Annotated in this window: 12 protein-coding genes and 2 pseudogenes; 6 read left to right on the top strand and 8 right to left on the bottom strand. The window is 45.5% G+C overall.

Going from position 1 to position 18,105, the window contains the following annotated elements; genetic code table 11:
* The first annotated feature begins 52 nt into the window (after positions 1-52).
* From AAEY93_RS01870 to AAEY93_RS01880, 3 genes are all read left to right on the top strand, one after another.
* A complete protein-coding gene (locus AAEY93_RS01870; protein ID WP_351074648.1) occupies positions 53-616 on the top strand; it encodes a chalcone isomerase family protein in 564 nt (187 codons plus the stop codon).
* Positions 617-683: 67 nt separating this feature from the next.
* Entirely contained in the window at positions 684-2,180 is a 1,497-nt protein-coding gene (locus tag AAEY93_RS01875) for a methyl-accepting chemotaxis protein (protein WP_101033841.1), read from the top strand.
* Between the two features lie 119 nt (positions 2,181-2,299).
* Positions 2,300-3,088: an alpha/beta fold hydrolase gene (locus tag AAEY93_RS01880; protein WP_101033840.1), complete on the top strand. Its 789-nt coding sequence runs from the start codon at positions 2,300-2,302 to the stop codon at positions 3,086-3,088.
* Between the two features lie 166 nt (positions 3,089-3,254).
* On the opposite strand, the pseudogene AAEY93_RS01885 reads toward AAEY93_RS01880, so the two are convergent.
* From AAEY93_RS01885 to AAEY93_RS01915, 7 genes and pseudogenes are all read right to left on the bottom strand, one after another.
* Positions 3,255-3,413, bottom strand: a pseudogene (locus AAEY93_RS01885) (DUF2238 domain-containing protein); the annotation flags it as partial.
* A 73-nt stretch (positions 3,414-3,486) separates the two neighbouring features.
* A complete protein-coding gene (locus AAEY93_RS01890; RefSeq protein WP_351074650.1) occupies positions 3,487-4,641 on the bottom strand; it encodes an ABC transporter permease in 1,155 nt (384 codons plus the stop codon).
* Entirely contained in the window at positions 4,641-5,837 is a 1,197-nt protein-coding gene (locus AAEY93_RS01895) for an ABC transporter permease (protein WP_101033837.1), read from the bottom strand. Before AAEY93_RS01895 ends, AAEY93_RS01890 begins: the two co-directional genes overlap by 1 nt.
* A 6-nt stretch (positions 5,838-5,843) precedes the next feature.
* Entirely contained in the window at positions 5,844-6,815 is a 972-nt protein-coding gene (locus AAEY93_RS01900; protein WP_101033836.1) for an HlyD family secretion protein, read from the bottom strand.
* 1 nt (position 6,816) lies between these two features.
* Positions 6,817-8,292 carry a TolC family protein gene (locus AAEY93_RS01905; protein ID WP_351074653.1) on the bottom strand — a complete coding sequence of 492 codons (1,476 nt, stop codon included), beginning with the start codon at positions 8,290-8,292 and terminating at the stop codon, positions 6,817-6,819.
* Between the two features lie 842 nt (positions 8,293-9,134).
* Positions 9,135-9,860 carry a single-stranded DNA-binding protein gene (locus AAEY93_RS01910; RefSeq protein ID WP_101033833.1) on the bottom strand — a complete coding sequence of 242 codons (726 nt, stop codon included), beginning with the start codon at positions 9,858-9,860 and terminating at the stop codon, positions 9,135-9,137.
* Between the two features lie 64 nt (positions 9,861-9,924).
* Complete coding sequence (locus tag AAEY93_RS01915; protein ID WP_101033832.1) at positions 9,925-11,292, bottom strand: MFS transporter; 1,368 nt, start codon at positions 11,290-11,292, stop codon at positions 9,925-9,927.
* Positions 11,293-11,534: 242 nt separating this feature from the next.
* Between AAEY93_RS01915 and uvrA the strand changes: the two genes are divergently transcribed.
* The 3 genes from uvrA to AAEY93_RS01930 all read left to right on the top strand — a co-directional run bounded on the left by uvrA (position 11,535) and on the right by AAEY93_RS01930 (position 17,491).
* Positions 11,535-14,405 carry an excinuclease ABC subunit UvrA gene (gene uvrA, locus AAEY93_RS01920; RefSeq protein WP_124013467.1) on the top strand — a complete coding sequence of 957 codons (2,871 nt, stop codon included), beginning with the start codon at positions 11,535-11,537 and terminating at the stop codon, positions 14,403-14,405.
* Between the two features lie 43 nt (positions 14,406-14,448).
* The gene (locus tag AAEY93_RS01925) at positions 14,449-15,420 is read left to right on the top strand and encodes a M20/M25/M40 family metallo-hydrolase (RefSeq protein WP_351074656.1); all 972 of its coding nucleotides are present in this window, start codon (positions 14,449-14,451) and stop codon (positions 15,418-15,420) included.
* 256 nt (positions 15,421-15,676) lie between these two features.
* Entirely contained in the window at positions 15,677-17,491 is a 1,815-nt protein-coding gene (locus AAEY93_RS01930; RefSeq protein WP_101033829.1) for a DEAD/DEAH box helicase, read from the top strand.
* 389 nt (positions 17,492-17,880) lie between these two features.
* Here AAEY93_RS01930 and AAEY93_RS01935 read toward each other — a convergent pair.
* Positions 17,881-18,090 (bottom strand): annotated as a pseudogene (locus AAEY93_RS01935) (EamA family transporter); the annotation flags it as partial.
* Between the last annotated feature and the right edge of the window lie 15 nt (positions 18,091-18,105).

The raw sequence follows: 18,105 nt of genomic DNA on the forward strand, positions 1-18,105 counted from the left end.
CTAAAGCGTTTGTTATCAACAACCTTGTTTTATCTATAAATTGGAGTTCATCGTGATAAAAAAATCTCTTGGGTTAGCCCTAGTCCTCTTATGTAGCAGCTCAGCCTTTGCCGATACTCAGATCGGCGATGTTACCTTGCCCGACACCCTCACAGTGCAAGAACAACATTTGCAACTCAATGGTGCCGGCATTCGCAGTAAATTCTTCATGGATTTATATGTAGGCTCGCTATTTACCTTAACCCAAACAGACAATGCCCAAATGGTTATTAATGGCCAAACGCCTGTGGTTATCCAGCTCAATATCACCTCAGATATGATCACCTCAGAAAAAATGACCGATGCCATGAATGATGGTTTCCAGCTCGCTACCCATGGCGATACTTCGGCCATAGATAGTGGTATTAGTGCCTTTATTGCCACCTTTGCTGAGCCGATTAAAACCGGAGATAAATTCACCTTAGTCAGCATCGTTGGCCAAGGGGTAATTAGCTATAAAAACGACAAGCAACTGTCTGTCACCAAAGGCGAAGACTTTAGAAAAGCCTTACTGGCTATCTGGCTGGGTGAAGATCCTACTGATGATGATCTTAAAGAGGCCATGTTAGATCTATAACTACCTGCCCTATAAGTGAGTGAGCAAGGCTACTTGCTCACTTTTTACCACCGGAAAAGGATAAGCCATGACCCCCTTCACCCTCTGGCGCAGTGCCTTTTTACCCAAATTCCACAGCTGGGGTTCTGATGAGCTTCGCAATATCGACACGCTGTTGTTTTTCACTTTACTCTCCATCTGTACTGGCCTTTACAGCATAATGAAGTGGAACCAATACGAAAACCAACTGTTGTTATACACCTCTGTTGGTGTGGTCATCACACAAATTGGCGCAGGTTTGTTAATTAAGTGGCTTCGCAGCCCTTGGCTGGCGATTAATCTGGGCTTGGCTGGCGTAGTGCTACACGCCCTCAATCTTGTGTATCAAAGTGGTGGGCCTATATCGGCACAAGCTTTTTGGATCCCATTGATAATAATAGCGATTTTTCTTACAACTCGATTAATCAACGCCGTCATCTGGAGCCTAGTCGTCATAGCTGCAACCAGTGCTATGTTAATGCGCGTATTAGCTGATATCCCCCTACCTCATCTAATCCTGACTGCAGACCAAGCCAATGTCGAAACTTGGGCTGGGGTATTACTGCCGCTTATCGTGATTGTTATAGCCCAAGGTTTTACCGCGATTCAACGGGATAAAGCCCATAAGCTCACCCAAGAATCTCAGCAACAAATGCAACAAGCTGCAGCGAAATCTTTAGCAGGGGAAGAACAGCTCTCGGGGGTGCTTAGCAGTGCCGGTGAAAATGCAAACCAATTAAGCCAAGTGGCCGGTTCGCTTGCCTTGCAAGCCAATGCACTTCACAGCCAAGTGACCTCACTAAACACTAACTGTGATGCCCAAGCCAGTGCCACAGAGCAAATGAACCAACAATTACAGCAGATGACCCAAGACATCGCCCAGTCAGAGCAATTTGTTTGCGGCCTTAAAGAGCGCAGCCAAGTCATTAGCACTCAAGCTGAACGAAGTGCTAGCTCTTTACTGGCATCGACCCAGGCAATTGACCATATTCTTGATAGCAACCTAGCAATTATGTCTGTCGCGGATCTTATCTCCTCGGTTGCCGATCAAACTAACTTGCTGGCACTCAATGCTGCTATCGAAGCCGCCAGAGCAGGTGACAAGGGCCGAAGCTTTTCTGTGGTTGCAGATCAAGTACGAGAGCTGTCAGCTAAGAGTAGACACTCAGCCATTGAAATTCGCACACTTCTGGACAATAGCAAGGAGCAAGTACTTCAAGGTCAAAAGGTGATACAACACACGGCCACCGAAGTTTCGGGCATCCTTGAGCAAATTACTCCAGTCCTTGGGGATATCAACCAGCTTGCAGATATTATGTCCCAGCAAGTGCTTGCCTTAAACGAATTAAATTGTGCCAGCAGTCACGTGGCCACCAGCGTGGTTAATACACACCATATTTCAGACTCAGTAGCAGCCCAAGGGACCGCGCTCACTCAACAAGTGAGCGCCTTAAATGTACTGGCTGAAAGCTTAGATGCCTGCGTCAATAGCAGTGCCAACAAGCCCCTAGTAAAAGATAAAAGTTCATCGGCTAATGGCTCATAAAAGTGAATAACATCAGTACTACAACATTAGGTTACGTTAAATAAAATTTTTAATGCCAATCCCTATCAAGCGGATTTAAGCAAATAATGCAGGCATTTACTCAATAGAAAGGGAAGAGGATGAGTAACATAATAAAAGTCGATGATCTTGACGTCATCATAGAAGGCAGCGGCGAAGAAACCATCGTCATGATCCATGGTTGGCCCGATACCTACAGGCTGTGGGACAAACAAGTTGAGGTGCTCAAAGATAAATACCGCTGTGTGCGCTTTACCTTGCCAGGCTATGAACTCGACTCCAACAGACGTATGTACTCACTAGAAGAAATTATTAGCAAAATTAATTCAGTCGTCGATGCTGTTAGCGATGGTCAGCCCGTTACTTTGTTGCTGCACGATTGGGGCTGCTTCTTTGGTTACCAGTTCTACCTAAGGAATGAAATAAAAGTAAATAGAATCATTGGGGTAGACATTGGTGATGCTGGATCAATAGAACATGAATTAAGCCTTAAAGTGAAGCTATTCATGTTCAGCTACCAGATGTGGCTAGCGCTGGCTTGGAAACTAGGCGGCAGCTTAGGTGATGCCATGACACGCAAGATGGCCAAGATGTTAAAAGCCCCTGGAGATCAAAAGCTAATTACCTCTTCCATGACCTATTCCTATTACTGGAAATGGAGCAAAACCCTCACAGGTAAGCCCCTAGGCAATCTGCCACTCGTTGTTAACTGCCCACTGCTATTTATGTATGGCGAGAACAAGCCCGGCATGTTCCATTCTAAGGAATGGGAACACAAGATGGCGTCTATTCCAGGTAATAAGGTGGTTCCTTTCAATACCCGCCATTGGATCATGGCAGAAGAGCCAGAGGAGTTTAATCGGGTCATGCTCGAATGGTTAGAGCATTAAGCGCCTTCAGCCTTAAAAGAATAATAACAAACATTTATTGTTTATAGGTGCTTTAAGCGTCTTGCTCATAAAAAACGTCAGTTAACCAAAAAAGAGGAGCATTAAATGCGCCTCTTTTTTGTTTATGCTCGGCAATACTCATTGAAAGCCTTTACCGCGGTTTAATCTAGGCCACAGCGTGTAATTGCTTATCATGGGGAATGCTCAATATCACCAGTGCGCTGAGCGCGCCGACTAACGCCAACGCCATATCTGATTGTGTATCCCAAATATAACCTTGAGCACCCAAGAAGGCCTCGGCATTTTCACCTGTTGCTAGCGCTATTAACCTTGATGAGTGAAAAAATAAAACAAGCAGAACAATAGAGTGGATATGTTATTTTCTTTGTGCTCAAAGGCTAATGATAGTTTTTCGATAACTTAAATTGCCGCTGTCGATACTTAACCCCAATAATAGCAAAGACAAAGAAGACAACAAACAGTCCCCACAGTTGTAGCCAAAGCCCTATCAAGCTGTGCCAGTCGGCGCCCATTTGGGTAAGTTTAAGCAGCCCCATCATGCCTGGTACGGCGGGGATGGTTTGCGACAGCCAGATCAAAGGTGTTGGGATAAGCTCTAATGGCCACACAAAGCCTGAAACAAACAATATCGGCATAGAAATAAGCAACAGCACTTGAGTGGGTAAATCTCTGCGGGTAAATAGGCAACTAAACGCCACACTTGCTGCCGCGGTTGCCAATAAAAAGACACTAATCAACAGGGCTAACTCTATGGGCGAGCCTTGCAGTGTCAAGTCATAGGCATAAAAACAAAATCCTAGGTAAAAGCTGGTTAAATACGCATAAATACACAGGAGTGCCACAATTCTGCCACAGACTAACTCTAACGCCGACACTTGCTGCCAATAACCGTCATGCAACCATTGGCCTGCCCCCAAAATGCCACTGGCGATCAGTAGCGTCTGATGCAATACCAGTAATAATACCGCGGGCACCACATAGGGAAGGTAACCTAAACTTTGGTTAAACACAGGCACAGCATTAAGGGTCACTGGATTGAGGGATAATTCTGCCTGCTTGGCCTGAACCCCTGCACTTAATAAATCCACAAACTGCACCTGTTTAGCCATATCTAGCCCTGAGGCCACTAAACCTCCGGCAATCGCGGAATAGATTAAGAAATAGTTAGCATCGCCGCTATAACTTAAGGTTACCCCTTTACCCAAAATTAAATTCCGACGAAAACCTTCAGGGATCACCAGTAAACCATGGGCTTTATCGGCTTCAATCCACTCCTGGGCGCTGGTTATAGAATCTAATGACGCGGCCAATGCTATCTTAGGGCTGGCATCCACATGGCGGGCCAAAGTGCGGCTAAGACTCGATTTATCTAAGTCCACCAAAACGATTTCTTGCTCAGTCGCCACCTGATTAAGGTAAGGCAAAGGGTAAAGTAATGCATAAAAAATCACCCCACCAAATAAGGTTAATGAAATGGCTTTATCTTTTATTAGGAGCTTAATATCTAAGTAGACTAACTGCCAAAACTGCATTAGATGCCCCTTGATGGTTGCGTAATATCATCGGGCTTATCGGCAGTGCTCATCACAGCCAAGGCTTTTCTTTGCCGCTTAACTAAATAAAATATCACCGGAACAAGCAATAAAAACCCCCAGTAACTGGCCACTTGTTGCAGCATATTAAACCAACTCTGGCCATAACTAACCACCCCAACATGGGTTTCAATATAGTGGCTTGAAGGCATAATTTGACGCCACCACTGGGCTAAAACCGGCATATTTTGAGTGGGAAAGGTAATGCCCATAAAGGGGAATGCTGGGGCAAATAACGCGGTACAAAAACTCACAAGTCGGGTGGCATCTAAGAGTAAAAAGAAGATCGCCAACACAATTAACCATACCGCCGAAATCATAAGGAATTGTGCCAACAATAACTGACCAAACTTCCCCGCCAAAGGTAAGGCAAGATATTGATATAAAACGGCTAAAATAAGTTTCCCCTGTAAAATAAGCAATGGGGTGTACAGCAAAAACTTAACCCCGATTACCCGCCAAATACCGGCACGATAACATTGTGTTAGCTTGCCTAAACGCACCTCGCGGCTTAAACAGTTGGCAAACACTAGCATAGCTAATAACTGCCCGAGGGCAATTAACACTGGCGGCAATAAAAACACTAGGTAACTCTTGTTCATATTAAATAAAGGCGTCACTTGGCTAGCCACCGGCCTAAGACGAGTTTCTACCTTGACCTTAGGCACCCCAGCGGCCATCTGCTTGATCCCCGCAAGTTCAGACAATCCCGCCCCTAAACTTTGCTGGATTTGGCTTACCAGTAATTTACCCACCAGCAGAAATTGTCCATTGTAACGAATGTCGATAACGGGCTGTTTTGCTGTGAGCAAATCCTTTCTAAGCCCATAGGGCAACACCACCATGGCATATACTTCCGCCTCTTTCATGGCTTGTTGTGCACTGAGTAAATCAGGATAACTAATAGGGGTGATCACCGGGCTTGCCGCTAAGTTACGCCCTAAACTGCGGCTTAGCTGGCTCATATCTTGATCAACCAAAGCCACAGGTAAAGCTCGGGGCAGTCCGGCACTAAATAACCACCAGAGCATGAAGATCCCAACTAATGGCAAATAGCTCACCAAGGCCAGCTGCCAAGGATCTTGCCATAGGGCCTTAAGCTCTCTGATGACTAACGCACTAAGGGGGGGGCGCATTACGGGTTACCACTGTATCAAGGTTGACATGCCAACACGTAGCCCAGAGATGGGCTCAACAGGCCGTAGTTCAACTTCAAAGGTGCGCATGTCAAAATCATGGCCGCTTTCGGTGGCACGCCAAGTAGCAAAATCTCCCATCACACTAATATGTGTTACTTGAAAGGGGTAACTCTGTTTGAGTGCAGGCAGTGTTAGGCGAACGTTTTGCCCTAAGGTAAATTCAGATAGCAGATCCTCACGCACCTGAAATACCGCCCAGGCATCTTGCATATCAATCAAGCTCACCACAGGAAACCCACTCGGTGCGAGCTCACCGGCTTGTAATAACACCTCACTCACCTCAGCTTTTTTGGGTGAGCGCATTTGGCTATCGGCTAAAATCGCATTCACCTCGTTAACCGCACCTTCTGCCATACGTGTCTTACCTGCTGCTGCGGCTTTGGTTTCGACGCGCGCACCTTCGGAAGACATTTGATACATGGCATAGGCTGCTTGCTGGGTATATTTGGCGGCCTGCCATTGTGTATAAGCTTCATCGCGCTTTTGCCGTGCAACAACACCTTCATCGAACAGGTTTTCAATTCGTTGATAGGTTTTGTCACTCAGTTCCGTCGCAGCTTTGGCTTTTGACCATTGATCTTTGGCTGCCGTTATTTGCTGTTGCCTCGCACCATTAATGGCTTGTTGCTGCATAGCCGTTGCCGCGTCAAGACCACCTTGAGCCTGCAGTAACTTAGCATCAAGCTCTGGGCTACTAATAGCAAATAACAGATCACCCTCTTTAACGTTATCCCCGCGCCTAACCAGCACCTGATCTACGCGCCCAGGTACTTTGGAAGAGATATTATATTCTCTGGCTTCAATTTGCCCCTGTAACAATAAAGGTTTTGGCACAAATGCAAGGTGCACGCCGTAGGCAAGAATACAGCCTAAAGCCACTAACGCCACGGGGGCTAGAATACGGTTAGCTTGCATATCATTTCTCCAAGCTGTTGCTATTATTAATAAATTTATCAAGCTGACCACTTATCGTCATCAGACTCGCATAGGCCTGTAGGTAGCGATATTTGGCAGCTAATTGCTGAGTGTGCACGGCTTTGAGTTTGATTTCAGCATCAACCCTGTCTATGGAAGTCGATAATCCCTGATTAAAGGCAATGTCTCTTAATCGTAGGTTTTCCTTCGCTAAAGCTAAGCTGGTATCGAGGGACTGACTTTCTTCCTTGGCCTGTAACAGTTGACGGTAGTTTTGATCGAGCAGCAAACTGAGATCTTGCTGAGTTTGTGCCTTAGTATAACGAGCTTGCAGCAACGCACTCCTGGCCGCCCGAACCTTACCACTGCGCCCGTCTCGGCTAATAAGCGGCATAGTCAGGCCAACACCTACCATCCAGTCTGGCTCAATATGGGATAAAGTGCTGTCATCTTCATACAAGGTATAGTTACCGTACAGAAACACCTTAGGCTTATACAAGCCTTTTTCCACATCAATCAGCCCTTCTGCTTGAGCTTCCTTCGCCTGAAGTAATTTTAGTGCGGGATGCTGCGTTAGGGTTAGTTGCGACAAATAAGGCAAAGAAGGCGACTCATCGAGCATGAAAAGTGCCGAATATAAATTTACCGAAGGTAGCTTTAGCATACGTGCCATAGCAATATTGGCCATTTCCCATTGGCGAACTGTGCTGGCTAAATTAATTTTGCCATTGTTGTATGCCACTTCAGCATTGAGCACTTCGACTCTCGCGATTTGCCCTTGCTGTTCGCGCTTAGTAGCATGATCTAAATGCACAGCTAAGGAATCGACTAAGGTCTGGTTAGTTTCCACCGTAGCTTTAGCGACAGCAACGCCGTAATAGCGATTCACGAGAAGAAGGAATAACTCTCTTGTCGCCAAGGCCTGCTGCTGTTTTTTCTCCTCCACTTTGGCCTTATGTATCCCTTGAGCCGCGGTGATCTGACCACCGGTATAAATAGGCCACATGGCTTTTAAGCTAGTGCGAAAAATATCTTGCTCTGAAAAGGCAAACTGGCTCGGCAGTGCCCCTAACATCTGACCCAGAGCTGGCGGTAAGCTTGTTGCATCGATCCCAAGCTCGGCCACATCCAGAGCTAAGGGTTTTTCTAACAAGGAATAACTACTAGTGAGCTGTAACGATGGCCAGTCCATGTCTTCACCAGCCTCTTCGAGCCCTTTTGCTCGGGCGACTTGAGCCGATTGGGCCTGCTGTGAATCACTGACTCTTTGTACTTGTTGCCAAGCCTTAGCAAATGACAAAGCGACTACCTCATCGGCAAGCAGCGGCTGACTGACAACAGTCAAAACACCCGTAAATACTAAAGTAGCCAGATTCCTCGTTGGACGGCTGAACAGACGACGAGTAAGGCTTTTAAGCTGCACTTTGGCTAAATTAAAGCGCCCAAGTAGGGCGCGGCTTTGATCATAAAAATTCATACTCATCCTTTTTTAGAGCTTAAACTCTAAATATAGCGCCAAGTATACTCCCATAGGCCATGCAGCTCCATATGTTAAATCAATAGGTCAGTTTTTAGTTGCTACTTTTCGTCAAAATTGACGACCTTGACACCTAAATTACCACCTATAAGCTGTGGCAACTGACAAGAACGAATATCAAGAGTCATAGTAAACCATGTTGCAGCTAGTCGCCAAAACTCGATTGACCAACGTAAAGCGAGCGGCGTAATGCGGTAGCAATCATAGGCGTTCAGTGGAGTTGTTTGCTGTATATTAACCAGAATATCCAAATCTTTTAACACGACCCGCGAGTGTTCACTTTCGCAGTGCATTACTAACAGGTTTTTGAAACATCTGCAGCCTCAACTTGACCGCTAAGTCAGTACTAAAGTCGAACTTTATTTAGATCATCTTCGTTATGCATTTTACGCTTGCTGGCAACATAATAAAAACATACCCCGAACGAATACATTCATAGACGTTGCAAGGGTTCTCGTCAGCCCAGTGATATAATTTAAAGATATTCTTGCCGAGATTTAGCACTGTTTGAATCGCAAACATCTCGCGCATAGCGAATAAATAACGATAGGGTAAATCAACCGAAATGCCAATCTCATCAACGATAAATATGGCTAAATCACTCGTATCATCGAGCTTACCATTTTTGCTTTGCAGCTCATCTGTGGTCTTTTTACAAAACTAACCATACAAGACTACTCTACATCCTACATAAAACACACAACCGATATTGATTTTTCAAACACAAAAAAGCCACGACAGACGTGGCTTTAAGCAATTTACAGTTTTAAATAAACCGTCTGCTAGAACGGAATATCGTCATCCCAGCCTTCATCCAAATCTGGAGTGAAGTTTTGTTGTGGCTGTGGTGCTGGGCGCTGTGCAGGGGCATTTTGTGGTTGGAAATTACCCTGTGGTGCAGCGGCTGGCTTTGGAGCATAAGCTGGAGCGGCTTGTTGCGCTGGCGCCGGTTGTTGCTGGTAACCACCTTGCTGGCCAGCATCTGGTTGAGCTTGGTAAGCAGGTGCAGTTTGATTATATTGTGCTTGTGGCGGACGAGCTTGAGGTGCTGGCGCGGGACGAGACTGTTGTTGTCCCATCTTTTGTCCAGGGTTTTGCCCCGAGTTTTGTCCTTGCCCCTGATATTGACCTTGACCTTGACCACCACTGGCGTTATCACCACCCGAGTTACGGCTGTCTAACATTTGCATTTCCATGGCGTTGATTTCAGTTTTATAGCGGTCTTGACCGGTAGTCTGATCTTGCCATTTATTGGTTTGCAATTTGCCTTCTAAATAAACTTTAGAGCCTTTCTTTAAGTACTCGCCTGCAATTTCCGCAAGACGACGATACATTACAATGTTGTGCCACTCGGTCCGCTCTTGCGTTTGACCTTGCTGGTCTTTCCACGACTCACTTGTCGCTACGGTAAAGTTAGCTACGGCATTGCCATTTGGCATGTAACGAACCTCAGGGTCTTTACCTAAGTTACCTACCAAAATGACTTTATTCACACCACGACTGGCCATCGAAATCTCCTGAGATTTTTATCTGTTTACTTATCTGAATACTAAGCTTAGCGATCAATACGATCTAATCCACAGAGCCTAACACAGCTCGCGCTTCGCTTAAATTGAATTTATCATCGACCTTTAAATAAGCCGCTTTCTCTTCGAGTACCACAATGGCTTCAACGACGCCAATTAACTGCGACAATTTGCTGGCCATATTTTGTGCATCGGATTTATCTTTTACTGTAGCTTCAAGGGTATAGCTTTTCAATAGTACAGGTTTTTGCATGCCTATGGTCAAGAATAACCACACACACATCAGTCCTAGTGCGACAAAAAACACCCCGGATGCGCCGACGAGTTGATAGGCTCCGCCGCCTAACATGCCGCCGCAAAAGGCACCTAAAAACTGGCTGGTCGAATACACGCCCATGGCCGAACCTTTATCACCGACAGGACAAAACTTAGCAATTAAACTCGGTAGTGATGCTTCAAGGTAGTTAAAGCCGGTGAAAAATAATACTACGGCGCCACTGAGCACCCAAATATTATCAGCATAAAACCCCATCATGCCAAGTGACACCATCATGATCATCAACGACAATTGGAACATGGTTTTGGTGTTGTTGCGTTTAACCCCAATGATGATCAGCGGCACCATTAAGAAAAAGGCCCCAACAAACGCGGGAAAGTACAGCATCCAATGTTTTTCTTTGACTAAACCAGCATCAACCAAATCTAATGGTAAGGCGACAAACACCGCGGTGAGCACTAAATGCAGAATAAAAATGCCTGCATCTAAGCGAAATAATTGTGGGTCTAACAACATACGCTTGAGTTTTGTCGGGGTTGCTACCGTATCGCCTCTAGGCGCTTGGCTAATTGGATTGGGCACAAAAAACTGCACGATTAACATACCCAATACGGCTAATACTGCGGTTAACAAAAACAACCCTGTTAAGCCTAAATACTGCGCCACAATCGGTCCGACTAATAATGACAAGGCGAATGAAAAACCAATACACATGCCAATGACGGCCATCACTTTAGTGCGTTGTTCGTCTCGGGTTAAATCGGCGGCAAGGGCTAACACGGCTGCAGCAATGGCTCCCATACCTTGTACTGCACGGCCAAATACCACGCCATAAATGTGGTCCGACGATGCGGCGATTAAACTACCAATCGCAAACAAGACTAAACCACCGAGAATAATCGGCTTACGTCCGTATTTGTCGGACAAAATACCCATAGGGATCTGTAAAAAAGCCTGGGTTAATCCATAAGCACCAATGGCAATACCTACCCACAGCGGTGAAAAGCCTTCTAAATGCTGACCATACAGCGCGAAGACAGGCATAATCATAAACAATCCCATCATTCGTAAACCAAACACTCCGGCTAACGAAAATGCGACCTTTTTCTCCAAACCTGACAGTCCATTACTGGCCATGCGGTGCCCTTTGATAAGTGATTCAACAATATTATGAGCTGCGCATATTATCACAGCGACATAAATTAGCTCAAAAGGAAATCACAGTTTTTGATATAAGATGTTTTATGGGTGCACGTTAAACCTTAGGTCTGTTCGATGCGTATCTTAAAACCACCATAGACAAAATTGATATGAAGTCCGCCAATAAACTATGCGATACTGATTGCTGTTTTGTTTTACATAAGTCATAGAGCGAGTCGATGGATAAAATTGAAATACGCGGTGCCCGAACCCACAATCTTAAGAACATCAATCTAACCATACCCCGTGACAAACTTATTGTGATAACAGGGTTATCCGGTTCAGGAAAATCATCATTAGCCTTCGATACCTTGTATGCAGAAGGTCAACGTCGTTATGTCGAATCGCTGTCGGCCTATGCGCGTCAATTCTTGAGCATAATGGAAAAGCCCGATGTTGATCATATTGAAGGCTTAAGTCCTGCCATTTCAATTGAACAAAAATCAACCTCACACAATCCGCGCTCCACCGTCGGTACCATTACCGAAATCTATGACTATTTACGTTTATTATTTGCCCGTGTGGGTGAGCCTCGTTGCCCAACGCATAACCAGCCTTTATCGGCGCAAACGGTCAGCCAAATGGTTGATAGAGTATTAGCCTTACCAGCAGACAGCCGCCAAATGCTGCTTGCGCCTGTGGTAAACGATCGTAAAGGTGAGCACGTTAAGCTGCTTGAAAGCTTATCGGCACAAGGCTATATCCGTGCTCGTATTGACGGTGAAGTGTGTGACTTAACCGATCCTCCGACATTAGATTTACACATCAAACACACCATTGAGGTGGTTGTCGATCGCTTCAAAGTTCGCGAAGACATGAAACAGCGCTTAGCGGAGTCGTTTGAAACGACTTTAGAACTGTCTGGTGGTATCGCTAAAATTGCCAGTATGGAAGATAACAATATTGAAGAGCTGATATTCTCGGCTAATTTTGCCTGTCCACATTGTGGCTATTCGATGGCAGAACTTGAGCCACGAATTTTCTCATTTAACAATCCGGCTGGCGCGTGCCAAACCTGTGACGGTTTAGGCGTGCAGCAATTTTTTGATCCAGAACGCGTTATCACCAATACCGAATTGTCGTTGGCTGGAGGGGCTATCCGCGGTTGGGACAGACGTAACTTTTATTATTTCCAAATGCTCAGTTCACTGGCCGAACACTATAAATTTGATGTCGAACAGCCATTTGAAGCCCTTAGCGACAAAATCAAAAAAATAGTCCTGTATGGGTCTGGCAAACAAAGCATCGCCTTTAAATACATTAATGACCGCGGCGACGTAGTGGTGCGTAATCATCCGTTTGAAGGCATTTTAAATAATATGGACCGCCGCTACCGCGAAACCGAAAGTAACTCGGTACGCGACGAACTGTCTAAGTTTATTAATATGCAACCTTGTAACAGCTGTGGCGGCTCGCGCTTACGTGAAGAAGCCCGCAACGTGTTTATTGGCGAACTCAATTTACCCCAGCTAACAATGTGGTCGATTGGCGAAACCAAACAATACTTCGATACGGTCGTGTTTGAAGGTCAACGGGCCAAAATTGCCGAAAAAATCTTAAATGAGATCAGTCAACGCCTCGGTTTTTTGGTCAATGTAGGCCTTAACTACCTAAGTTTGTCACGCTCAGCCGACAGCTTATCGGGTGGCGAGGCACAACGTATTCGTTTAGCCAGCCAGATTGGTGCTGGTTTAATGGGCGTGATGTACGTGCTTGATGAGCCGTCAATTGGTTTACATCAACGCGACAATGAACGCTTATTACAAACATTAATCCACCTGCGCGATTTAGGTAACACTGTCATTGTGGTCGAACACGATGAAGATGCTATTCGTCTTGCTGATCACATTATTGATATCGGCCCTGGTGCTGGTGTTCATGGCGGTGAAGTCATTTGCGACGGTACCCTAGAAGATATTGTTAACTGTGAAGCGTCTGTCACGGGTCAATATATTTCCGGTAAAAAGCAAATACACATTAGTGACGAGCGCACCCCAATCGATCCGAAAAAGGTAATTGAGTTATTTGGCGCATCGGGTAATAACCTAAGAGATGTTGATTTAACCATTCCAGTGGGATTATTTACCTGTGTTACTGGGGTATCTGGCTCAGGTAAATCGACACTGATTAACGACACCTTCTTTAAAATAGCTCATCATATGCTCAATGGTGCCACCGTTGACGAACCCGCGCCCTACAAAAGCATTAAAGGCATGGATCATTGCGACAAAGTAGTCGATATCGATCAAAGCCCGATTGGCCGCACGCCACGATCTAATCCTGCCACTTATACGGGTATTTTCACCCCAATACGTGAGCTATTTGCTGGCACACAAGAATCGCGCACCCGGGGTTATCTGGTAGGTCGATTTTCGTTTAACGTCAAAGGCGGTCGCTGTGAAGCCTGCCAAGGTGATGGCTTAATTAAAGTTGAGATGCATTTTTTACCAGACGTATACGTGCCTTGTGATGCTTGTAAAGGTAAGCGCTATAACCGCGAAACCTTAGAAGTAAAATACAAAGGCAAGAACATTCACGAAGTGCTGCAAATGACGGTTGAAGATGCTCGTGGCTATTTTACTGCTATTCCATCAATAGCACGTAAACTGCAAACCTTAATGGATGTAGGCTTGTCGTACATTCGTTTAGGCCAAAGTGCAACCACCTTGTCTGGCGGTGAAGCCCAACGGGTTAAATTAGCTAAAGAGTTGTCTAAACGCGACACGGGTAAAACCTTGTATATTTTGGATGAACCGACTACCGGCCTGCACTTTGCCGACATTCAACTATTGTTAGAAGTATTGCATCGCTTAAAATCTCACGGCAACACTGTGGTGGTGATTGAGCATAATTTAGATGTGATTAAAACGGCAGACTGGATTATCGATTTAGGCCCTGAAGGTGGTGCTGGCGGCGGAATGATTTTAGCCACCGGCAGCCCAGAAGATATCGCAGAGCATCCAGAGTCGCATACGGCCAGATTCTTAAAGCCCAAGCTTGCGTTACACAACAAACGGGTAAAGGCGAAAAAAGCCCAATCCGAGGCTTAGATCAACGACCAAGCCTTAAGCGAATAAGAGGAGATAACACACCATGTTTACTGCTCAAATTCGCCTTAAGGTGACCGGTTTTAGCCTATTATGCAGCTTATTAATTGGCTGTAGCCAAACACCGCGCCAATGCTCACCTAATATCACTACCACCTGGCCCGATGCCAATCAACAAGTCACCCAAGACATATCCATCTTAACCTCTGCGAAATTTCAAGGCCGCAAGACTGCCACACACGGTGCGCGTCTCACTCAAGACTACTTAATAAAGCGGTTTACTGAGATGGGATTACAACCTTGGCAGCCAACATTTGCAGTACCGTTTAGCTATCAGCATCAATTTTCGACCGTCTCTGGGGTTAATATCATCGCCACCATTGCGGCAAAAACCCACTCCACTCGATGGCGAGTGATCACCGCGCATTATGATCATTTAGGTCAAACGGCACGCAACATGTATCCGGGAGCAGATGATAACGCCTCAGGTATTGCCGGAATGATGGCCATTGCCGCCCAATGGCAACGCAATCCGCCGTTAGATGATGTCAATGTAATGATTGTTGCCACCGATGCTGAGGAACCCGGTTTGTATGGCAGCGATGCCTTGGTGGCGTTGTTACAACAACAACCACAGATGGACATTGAATTAAGCATTAACTTAGACATGATAGGTCACCCAGACCGCCGCAGGGCAATCTACATGGAAGGTCAACACAATCTGGCTGATTTTGCACTTATCGAGCCAGGGTTGATGCAGCAAAATCAATTGTGTATCCGTACTCATCACACGAGGTTGTTAAGTGGGCGGATGAGAAAAAGTGATTGGCTAAGGGCATCAGACCATTATGCATTCCATAAGGCAGGTTACTCTTGGGTGTATTTTGGCGTACCACCCCATGCACAATACCACACGCCAGACGACACAATAAGCACCTTAGACATCGACTTTGTTGTGGCAGTAGCTGAAACAGTGTATCAAATGCTCAGTATAGATAAACTGACTAAGGCCCCATAAATCACCTAATTCACAGTAACAATTGTTCATATTTCAACCAATTAACAAATACTAAAAATCAAGAATCAGGCCAATATTAACCTCGAATAGGCAAATTAATGTTTATTTTCAGTTTTTACGTGGTCAACACGCATAGTTGCTGCTATAATACGCCCCCTTATATCGGCGCGGGAAATCGACACGGGGTTGATTTTCTGTCTGTGAAACTTTAGCACGAGCTTCCGAACTTCGTGCGCATCCACAAGGCTACAACTCAATGTCATCTGAAAAAACTTTCCGCGAACTCGGCCTGTCTGAGTCTTTGTTGCGTTCGCTTGACGACTTAGGTTATGAAAACCCAACGCCAATTCAAGCGGCGAGTATCGACCCGCTTATGGCTGGTAAAGATATTATCGGTCAAGCACAAACCGGTACCGGTAAAACAGGTGCGTTTGCCCTGCCTTTACTAAACAAAATCGACATGAAAATCAATGCCCCACAGATTTTAGTGTTAGCACCAACCCGTGAATTAGCGGTTCAAGTTGCCGAAGCATTTGGTAGCTACGCTAAACACATGAAAGGCTTCCACGTACTACCGATTTACGGTGGTCAAAGCATGCAACAACAGTTAAACGCCCTTAAGCGTGGACCACAAGTGATTGTCGGTACACCAGGTCGTGTAATGGATCACATGCGCCGTGGCACATTAAAGCTAGATGGCCTAAAAGCCTTAGTATTAGATGAAGCCGACGAAATGCTAAAAATGGGCTTTATCGACGATATCGAATGGGTATTAGAGCACAAGCCAGCTGATAGCCAACTTGCCTTATTCTCGGCCACTATGCCTGAGCAAATTAAGCGTGTTGCTGCTAAGCACTTAAACAATCCAGTGAACATCAGCATAGCCTCAAGCCAGGCAACTGTTGAGTCTATCGATCAGCGTTATGTGCAAGTATCACAGCACAACAAACTAGAAGCGTTAGTACGTGTATTAGAAGTTGAAAATACTGAAGGTATCATCATCTTCGTTCGTACTCGTAACAGCTGTGTTGAATTAGCTGAAAAATTAGAAGCCCGTGGTTATGCTTCATCACCATTACATGGTGACATGAATCAACAAGCTCGTGAGCGTGCTGTTGAGCAGCTTAAGCGCGGCAAGTTAGACATTTTAATCGCGACAGATGTTGCGGCACGTGGCCTAGACGTTGAACGTATTGGACACGTAGTAAACTACGATATTCCTTATGATTCAGAAGCATATGTTCACCGCATCGGTCGTACCGGTCGTGCTGGTCGTGCTGGTATGGCGATTTTGTTTGTGACCAATCGTGAAATGCGCATGTTACGCACTATCGAACGCGCCACTAACAGCCGTATTTCGCCAATGAAAGTACCTAGCCCAGAGTCAGTTGCAGAGCGTCGTTTATCTCGTTTAGGTGAGCAAATCCAAGAGACCATTAATGGTGACTTAGATTTCATGAAAAATGCCGTTGCTGAATTATGCCAACAGCTTGAAGTTGATACTGATTTATTGGCTGCTGCTTTGTTGAAACAAGTACAGCAAGAGCGCCCTCTACAATTACCGACAATTACAGAGCGTCAGCGTGATTCACGTGACGAGCGCGGAAACGATCGTAATGACCGTAATAGCAGCGACCGTCCACGTCGTGAACGCAGTGACCGTGGCGAACGTAGTAGCCGTCCAGCACCAAATAGTTTTGGTGATGCAGAAGGCTTAAAAGATAATCCAGACGTGAAAATGAATCGTTATGTTATCGATGTTGGTCGTGAAAATGGCGTAGGTGTAGGTAACATCGTTGGCGCGATTGCTAACGAAGCGAACATCGATAGCCGTTTCATTGGTCAAATTCAATTATTTGATCAAGTCACAACCGTTGATTTACCTGACGGAATGCCTAAAGACATCCTTTCACACCTTAGAAAAGTGCGTGTTTGTGGTCGTCCTTTAAACATTCGTGAAGCCGGTGATGAAGTCTTTGCTGATACGACTCGCGGCGCAGGTGCTCCACGTCGTCCGCGCACAGATCGTGCTCGCAGTGATCGCCCACGTAAGCCTCGTGACAACGGCTAATCATTCTGTTGAATGACATAAAAAATGGAGCCTAAGGGCTCCATTTTTGTTTTCTATTCTGATGACAAAATAAGTCTAAACATCATTAGCATCCATTAACTTGCCGATTACCTTTTTAATATCACTCTTCCTAGATTCTAGATCGCTATGCGGCTAGATGCTATAGCAAGAGCCTAGATCGCTTCGCTGCTAGGACGCTGCGCGGCTAGATGCTATAAAATCTTAGCAGCGAAGCTGTCCCTATTCCTGAGATAACAAGCGGTGACGAGATAGATTAAGAGATGACAAGCCAAGAGCCTAGGTGGTAGACCACTTTATCCGTGAGCGCTGCGTTCGCTTGTTATCATTTCCTAGCAGGACGCAGTCCGCCCTAGCAGCGAAGCGACTCTAGCAGTATTGTGCTTTAATGCCCCTAAGCGCCATTGAATTAACAAGGTCACCACTAATGCCATGACAAACCGAAACCAAGTCAGGGTTACTGGGGTAATAAAACCACCTGATAGCTTTAACGCAATAGGTAAAATGCCCCAGAAAAATACCGCAATAGACACAAATATCAGCCCTAAACGGTTATTAATACTTACTTGTTCGCTGTTCAATTTTTGTTATTCCAA

Origin of the sequence: Shewanella sp. CAL98-MNA-CIBAN-0140 (assembly GCF_040309905.1) — a bacterium.
Taxonomy (GTDB): domain Bacteria; phylum Pseudomonadota; class Gammaproteobacteria; order Enterobacterales; family Shewanellaceae; genus Shewanella; species Shewanella psychromarinicola.

Coding starts and splice junctions, on each gene's coding strand:
- AAEY93_RS01905 (WP_351074653.1), bottom strand. CDS start 8,292: ATGAATTTTTATGATCAAAGCCGCGCCCTACTTGGGCGCTTTAATTTA.
- AAEY93_RS01890 (WP_351074650.1), bottom strand. CDS start 4,641: ATGCAGTTTTGGCAGTTAGTCTACTTAGATATTAAGCTCCTAATAAAA.
- AAEY93_RS01915 (WP_101033832.1), bottom strand. CDS start 11,292: ATGGCCAGTAATGGACTGTCAGGTTTGGAGAAAAAGGTCGCATTTTCG.
- AAEY93_RS01880 (WP_101033840.1), top strand. CDS start 2,300: ATGAGTAACATAATAAAAGTCGATGATCTTGACGTCATCATAGAAGGC.
- uvrA (WP_124013467.1), top strand. CDS start 11,535: ATGGATAAAATTGAAATACGCGGTGCCCGAACCCACAATCTTAAGAAC.
- AAEY93_RS01910 (WP_101033833.1), bottom strand. CDS start 9,860: ATGGCCAGTCGTGGTGTGAATAAAGTCATTTTGGTAGGTAACTTAGGT.
- AAEY93_RS01930 (WP_101033829.1), top strand. CDS start 15,677: ATGTCATCTGAAAAAACTTTCCGCGAACTCGGCCTGTCTGAGTCTTTG.
- AAEY93_RS01925 (WP_351074656.1), top strand. CDS start 14,449: ATGTTTACTGCTCAAATTCGCCTTAAGGTGACCGGTTTTAGCCTATTA.
- AAEY93_RS01900 (WP_101033836.1), bottom strand. CDS start 6,815: ATGCAAGCTAACCGTATTCTAGCCCCCGTGGCGTTAGTGGCTTTAGGC.
- AAEY93_RS01875 (WP_101033841.1), top strand. CDS start 684: ATGACCCCCTTCACCCTCTGGCGCAGTGCCTTTTTACCCAAATTCCAC.
- AAEY93_RS01895 (WP_101033837.1), bottom strand. CDS start 5,837: ATGCGCCCCCCCCTTAGTGCGTTAGTCATCAGAGAGCTTAAGGCCCTA.